We start from the raw sequence: 6,902 nt of genomic DNA, 5'->3' as shown, positions 1-6,902 counted from the left end.
GTTCCTCCTTGACCACCTTCTTCATGCGCATGCGGCTGGAGTGGAAGGTGAACCGCTCGGGCCGCACCTGCTGGCGCGCCAGCAGCATCGCGGGGATTTCGGTTTCCATGGTGGTGTTCGAGCTCGGCACGATCTGGCCGATACGGAAAATTTTCTGCACTGTCGACTCCGTCATCTATGTGTTCTGTCCACCCGCCCTGGCGCCCGTCTTCGCGGCAGCGCCCTGCACGGCCGGCCCGGAGCCTTCAATGGTCTCCGTAGCCTGCGAACGATTGTAGTGTACACACGCTATTTGCACAACAAAACCATGACTGGAGGAATAGGCACTATTTCAGTGCCCGCTTAATGAACCAACCCCTTTAATGGTGCGTATTTTCACGCATGATGGGCATTGAATCGGCTCAGTCACTTTGATATCAGGGTTTTCCATAGGGGTGGCATGTCATTTCTTTACAAGCAAATTTCTCGTGTGTACACTCGATTCATCGATTGGCCAGACGGCCTGTTCAGACCCACATCACACCGCCAGGAGAAACATCGTGCAAGGCAAACCACGCATCGCAGTGATCGGCGCCGGACTGGGAGGGACGGTCGCGGCCGCCCTGCTGCAGCGCGCCGGACATCAAGTCAGGCTGTATGAGCAGGCGCCGGCGTTTTCGCGCCTGGGCGCCGGCATCCACGTCGGGCCCAATGTCATGAAGGTCATGCGCAGGATCGGCCTGGAGGATGCGCTCAACAACATGGGCTGCCACCCGGACTTCTGGTACAGCCGCGACTGGCAAAGCGGCGAAGTGATCGCGCAGATCCCGCTTGGCGACTATGCCGTGTCGCACTATGGCGCGAGCTACCTGACCGTGCACCGTGGCGACTTCCATGCCCTGCTGACCGAAGCGGTGGCGCCCGGCACGCTGCTGTTCGACAAGAAGCTGGCCAGCGTGGAAGACCTGGGCCATGTGGTGCGCCTGCGCTTTGCCGACGGCACCGTCGATGAAGCCGATATCGTGATCGGCGCGGACGGCGTGAACTCCCGCATCCGCGAAAGCCTGCTGGGCGCCGAGCCGCCCAAGTACACGGGCTACGTGGCGCACCGCGCCGTGTTCCCGATCTCGCGCGTGAAAGGCTTCACCCACGAACGTTGCACCAAGTGGTGGTCCGACGACCGCCACATGATGGTCTACTTCGACACCAGCAAGCTCGACGAAATCTATTACGTGACCGGTGTGCCCGAGCCCACCTGGGACATGAGCAAGAGCTGGCTGCCCAGCAGCATCGAGGAAATGCGCGCCGCGTTCGACGGCTGGCATGAAGGCGTGCAATCGCTGATCGAAGGCACCGTGGAAGTGACCAAGTGGCCGCTGCTGGAACGCGATCCGCTGCCGGTGTGGAGCCGCGGCCGCCTGGTGCTGCTCGGCGATGCCTGCCACCCGATGAAGCCGCACATGGCACAGGGCGCGGCGATGGCCATCGAGGACGCCGCCATGCTGGCGCGCTGCCTGGACCAGACCGGCGTATCGGACTTCGGCGCCGCCTTCGCGCTGTACGAGGCCAACCGTGCCGAGCGCGCCAGCAAGGTGCAACTGGTTTCGCACAACAACACGTGGCTGCGCACCAACGAGAACCCGGACTGGTGCTTCGGTTACGATGTGTTCAGCGTGCCACTGGTGGAAGCCGGGCGCGTGGCCGTCGCAGCCTGAGCCACGTCCCGGCAAGACCGCCGGGCGCCCCCAAACGGGCGCCCGGCCACGCGAGTGATGTTCTAAAACGCCCCCAGCCCCACGATGAACACGCCCCGCCCCCTGTGCCTCCGGGTCAACCGAACCACATACCAGCTCGATGCCGAGGTCGATCCCGGCACGCCGCTGCTCTATATCCTGCGCAACGACCTGGCCTGCAACGGTCCTAAATACGGCTGCGGGCTGGGGCAGTGCGGCGCCTGCACGGTGCTGGTGGATGGCGTGGCGGCGCGTTCCTGCGTGATCCCCGTGAAAGCGGTGGCGCAGCGCGCCATCACTACGCTCGACGGGCTGGGCGCGCCGGGCGAGCCCGACCCGGTGCAGCAGGCCTTTATCGACGAACAGGCGGCGCAGTGCGGCTATTGCCTGAACGGCATGATCATGACCGCCAAGGCCCTGCTGGCGGAAAACCCGGACCCCGACGAAGCGCAGATCCGCGAGGCACTGCGCTTCAACCTTTGCCGCTGCGGCACGCATGTGGAGATCCTGCGCGCGGTCCGGCGCGCCGCCGTGCTGCTGCGGCAGGCTGCCGCCCCGGAAGGCACGCCATGAGCGGGCGCGACCAACTCGTGATCGGCCAGGACAGCGTGACGGCATGGCAGCCGCCGCCCGAGCGGCAATGGCTGGCAGGCCACGTGATACGCCCTCCCGTGCTGGAATGGCACGCAGGCAGCCTGCGCAGCGCACGGCTGCTTGAATGCGACGACGCCGCTGCGCGCGCACTACCCGGCGTTGCTTCGGTAGTGCGGCGCGGCGATTTCCTGGGCATTGCCGCCGCCACGGCGCAGCAGGCCGCGCAGGCAGCCGGCGTGCTGCGTGCCCGCTGGCAGGCACCCCCCAAACCCGTGGCCCCAGGCGCGCCGCTCACCCGCCGCCTGCTTGCCGCGCACGGTGACACCACCCAGGCCATGGCGGACGCCACGGGCCGGAGCGCGCAAGACTATCAATGGCCGCTTGCCGGGCTGCAACCTAGAGGTTGCACCGCCGTCGCCGACTGGCGCGATGGCGCGCTGCGCGTGTGGCTGCCCAGCCGCAACCCCGGGGCCTTGCGCATGGAACTGGCGGCCCTGCTAGGCGTCGGCGAAGACCGCATCACGCTGGTCTGCTGGCAGGCCATGGACAGCGACAACAACCGCGCCGGCGAAGATGCGCTGTACGCCCATCATGCGGCTGCCGATGCCGCCTTGCTGGCGCAGGCCGCCGGCGGCACGGTCCGGGTGCGCGTGGAAGCGCATGAGCTGGGCGCCACGCAGGCACAGGTGAATACCCATATCGAGAGCGCGTGGACGGGCGATGGCGAGATCGCCGCTTACGCTGTCAATGCGGCTGTCGATGCGCGCGGCAGCGCGGCCGTGATGGCGGCCCCGCCGCTTGCCCTGTGGCTGACCGGAACGCCGGCGCCGGTCGGCGAGATTGACCTCGATGCATCCGGCGCAAGCGACGAAACCAGGGGCGACGCCATCCTGCCGCCCTACCGCTTCGCCAGCCTGAGCGTGACGCAGGCCGGCGCGCCCGGCCTGCCGCGCGCCGCCGGCACGCCTGGCCAGACGGCAAGGGCCTATGTCTTCGCACATGAATCGCACCTGGACGAGGTAGCGGCGGCCAGCGCACAGGATCCGGTGGCCTTGCGGCTGCGGCACCTCGACGACGCGCGCGGGGCCGGCCTGGTGCGCCGGGTCGCGGCGCAAGCCAACTGGCAGCCGCGCGGGGAACGCACGCAAGCGAACCAGAACGTACGGCGCGGGCGTGGATTTGCCTATGCCAGCACCATCGAAGCCGGCGAAGCCAACGCGGGCCAGCCCGCGCAAAGCTGGTCCGCCTGGGTGGCCGAAGTCGAAGTCGATGCCAGCACCGGCGAGGTCAGCGTGACCGGTGTCACGCTTGGCCATGACAGCGATGCGGGCGAGCAAGGCGCGGGCAACGCCCTGGCCTTGCAGCAGGAAGCCGCGCGGGCGGCACAGCAACTCATCGCCGGCGGCACCTTCGACAGCTGGCCGGGCACAGCGGCACCGGCATTGGCTGCACGGCACGACGCCGGCCTGCCCGCGCTCGCCACCGTGCCGTTGCCGCAGGTACGCATTGCCGGCGCACTCGGTGCGGCAACCACCACGCTGGGTACCAGCGCGGCGGCCACCCTGCCCGCCGCGCCCGCCGTGGCCAACGCCATCTTCGACGCCACCGGCGTGCGCCTGCGCGAGCCGCCGTTCAGCGGCGAACGTATCCGCCTTGCGCTTGCCGCGCAGGGCAGTGCCGATGGCACCAGCAAGCGAGGCGCCGCGCGCAAGCGCAACTGGCTGCTGGCCGGCGCCACCGCCGCCGTCGGCCTGTTCGCCACCGCGATGCCGTGGCGCGCGCCGATCGCGCCGGTCGCCCCGCCCGAAGCCGGCTTCTATTCCGCCGCCACCATCGAACGCGGCCGGCTGGTGGCCGCCGCGGGCGACTGCGCGGTCTGCCACACCGCACCCAACGGCGTGCGCAATGCCGGCGGGCTGGCGCTGGATACGCCGTTCGGCACCATCTACAGCACCAACATCACGCCCGATGTCGAGACCGGCATCGGCAACTGGTCCTACGCGGCGTTCGAGCGCGCCATGCGCCAGGGCATTCATCGCGATGGCCGGCACCTGTACCCGGCGTTCCCGTACACCGCCTTCGCCAAGGTCAGCGATGGCGACCTGCAGGCGCTCTACGCCTACCTGATGGCCGCCGAGCCGGTGCGCGCCAAGGCGCCCGAGACCGCGCTGGCCTTCCCCTACAACCTGCGTCCGCTGATGGCCGGATGGAACCTGCTGTTCCACCGCGCCAAGCCCTTCGAGGCCAATCCGGCCCGCTCGGCGCAGTGGAACCGCGGCGCCTACCTGGCCGAGGGCCTGGGCCATTGCAGCGCCTGCCATTCGCCGCGCAATGCGCTGGGCGCCGAACGCGGCGGCCGCCTCTACCTGGGCGGCGGCGAAGCCGAAGGCTGGGAGGCGCCCGCGCTGGGCAAGCTCTCGCATGCGCCGGTGCCGTGGACGGAACAATCGCTGTTTGAATACCTGCGCACCGGCTACGCGCCACATCATGGCGCCGCCGCCGGCCCGATGGCGCCGGTGGTGGAAGAACTGGCGCTGCTGCCCGAGGACGATGTGCGCGCCATCGCGCACTATGTGGCGTCGTTCGGCGAGACCGGGCCGGATGCGGCGGCGGCAAGCGCGCAAGCCATGTTGCTCGAGCAGCGCAGCGCCACCGCGGCGCGTACGCTTGGCGGCCCTGCCGCGCGCCTTTACCAGAATGCCTGCGCGGTCTGCCACCAGGGCGACCAGGGCATCAGGCAGTTCGGCATCAAGCCGTCGCTCGCGCTCAATACCAACCTGCACGGCGACAAGCCCGACAACCTGATCCGCGTGCTGCTCGACGGTATTCCCACGCCGGCGGCAAGCGAACTGGGCTATATGCCGGCCTTCGGCGAAAGCCTCGACGACCGCCAACTGACGCAGCTGGTGCATTACCTGCGCGCCCGCTTCGCCCCCGACAAACCCGCATGGGAAAACGTGGACGACACGCTCGCGCGGCTGCGCGCAGCCCCATCTCATTAAGCAGGCACTGAACAAAAACAGGCCGGCCTGAGGCCCCCGATCCGTCAATTCCTGCGGCAAGYCACCTTGCCGCCGCCCGCTGCCGCGCGCTTGCCGCGCGGCACGGGAAAACCCCGAGGAGAAAACCGCCATCGCTCCCTTGCGAGCTTGTTTCATGTAGCTTACGCTGAACGCTTCATGTAGAAGGCACTACATGAGTGCCGGATGAAGGAAAGCGGTGCCGCCCCTGCACAAGGACGGCGCGTAACATCCCGGCCAGCCCGCCGGAAACCATAAAAATCGAACATCCATCACTGCACAGGCCCTGGCCCGCTGCTTGCATATGCAACAGCACCCAAGCGGCGACAGCGATGGCAAAGACATCCACACGGTAGACAACGGTAAAACAGTTAAGGAGTAAACATGTCGTATCAGTATCAAGACGGCGCGGCGGGCGTGCTACCCGCGGCAGCGCAGCCAGACATCTATCGCAAGGTGACCTGGCGCCTGATCCCGTTCTTCTGTGCCTGCTACCTCGCCGCCTATCTCGACCGCATCAACGTCGGGCTGGCCAAGCTGCAGATGCTGGACGACCTGCACTTCAGCGAAACGGTCTACGGCCTGGGCGCCGGGCTGTTCTTCGTGGGCTACATCCTGTTCGAGGTGCCGAGCAACCTGGTGCTGCAAAAGGTGGGGGCGCGCATCTGGATCGCCCGCATCATGGTGACGTGGGGCCTGCTGTCCGGCGCCACCATGTTCGTCAACACGCCAACGCAGTTCTACGTGCTGCGCTTCCTGCTGGGCGCCGCCGAGGCCGGCTTCCTGCCCGGCGTGCTGCTGTACCTGACCTACTGGTTCCCCACGCACAAGCGCAGCAAGATCATTGCGCTGTTCATGATGGGCCTGCCCCTGGCCAGCATGATCGGCAGCCCGATCTCCGGCTGGATCATGACCGCCTTCGCCGGCATGCACGGCTGGGCCGGCTGGCAATGGCTGTTCTTCCTGGAAGCCATTCCCTCGGTGCTGCTGGGCGTGATGGTGTTCTTCTACCTGCCCAACGGCATCAAGGACGCCAAGTGGCTGGAGGCCGACGAGAAGCGCACCCTGCAGCGCAACCTGGACACCGACGTGCTGGTGGAGAGCAGCCACTCGCTCAAGGCGGCCTTTACCGACAAGCGCGTGTGGATGCTGGGCCTGATCGACATGTGCCTGCTGATGGGCACGTACTCGATCGGTTTCTGGATGCCGACCATCATCCGCGACTCCGGCGTGGCGAGCCCGCTGCAGATCGGCCTGCTGACCGCGATCCCGCACGCGGTGGCGGTGATCGCGATGCTGCTCAACGGCGCCCACTCCGACAAGACGCGCGAGCGCCGCTGGCATATCGTGATCCCCATCCTGGCGGGCGCCGCCGGCCTGGTGGGCAGCACCTTCGTCACCGGTTCCACCTCCGCCACCGTGCTGATGCTGACGCTGGCCAACGTGGGCATCGTGGCCACCTTCCCGGTGTTCTGGTGCCTGCCGTCGACCTTCCTGAGCGGCACCGCGGCCGCCGCCGGCATTGCGCTGGCCTGCTCGATCGCCAACCTCGGTGGCTTTGCGGCCACTTACCTGC

The 6,902-nt window shown here is 67.7% G+C and carries 4 protein-coding genes and 1 pseudogene; 4 read left to right on the top strand and 1 reads right to left on the bottom strand.

The annotated features are described in order from the left end of the window. A pseudogene (locus AC1DKD_RS37440) lies at positions 1 to 175 on the bottom strand (Asp/Glu racemase); the annotation flags it as partial. A 364-nt stretch (positions 176 to 539) separates the two neighbouring features. Between AC1DKD_RS37440 and AC1DKD_RS37435 the strand changes: the two are divergent. From AC1DKD_RS37435 to AC1DKD_RS37420, 4 genes are all read left to right on the top strand, one after another. Beyond that, on the top strand, positions 540 to 1,694 hold the full coding sequence (locus AC1DKD_RS37435) for an FAD-dependent monooxygenase (protein WP_441635944.1): 1,155 nt from the start codon (positions 540 to 542) through the stop codon (positions 1,692 to 1,694). 84 nt (positions 1,695 to 1,778) lie between these two features. Next, on the top strand, positions 1,779 to 2,285 hold the full coding sequence (locus AC1DKD_RS37430) for a (2Fe-2S)-binding protein (RefSeq protein ID WP_441635946.1): 507 nt from the start codon (positions 1,779 to 1,781) through the stop codon (positions 2,283 to 2,285). Continuing rightward, positions 2,282 to 5,308, top strand: coding sequence for a c-type cytochrome (locus AC1DKD_RS37425; RefSeq protein WP_477112032.1), 3,027 nt, complete (start codon positions 2,282 to 2,284; stop codon positions 5,306 to 5,308). Before AC1DKD_RS37430 ends, AC1DKD_RS37425 begins: the two co-directional genes overlap by 4 nt. Positions 5,309 to 5,710: 402 nt before the next feature. Next, positions 5,711 to 6,902, top strand: a 1,192-nt coding sequence (locus AC1DKD_RS37420; protein ID WP_477144434.1) for an MFS transporter, incomplete at its 3' end; no start/stop codon positions are given.

The sequence above is a fragment of the Cupriavidus sp. 05T313 genome (assembly GCF_056396665.1).
This window is presented reverse-complemented; position numbering and strand designations above follow the sequence as displayed.

Excerpts from the sequence above, each read along its gene's own strand:
- AC1DKD_RS37430 (WP_441635946.1), top strand. The coding sequence starts at position 1,779 with ATGAACACGCCCCGCCCCCTGTGCCTCCGGGTCAACCGAACCACATAC.
- AC1DKD_RS37425 (WP_477112032.1), top strand. The coding sequence starts at position 2,282 with ATGAGCGGGCGCGACCAACTCGTGATCGGCCAGGACAGCGTGACGGCA.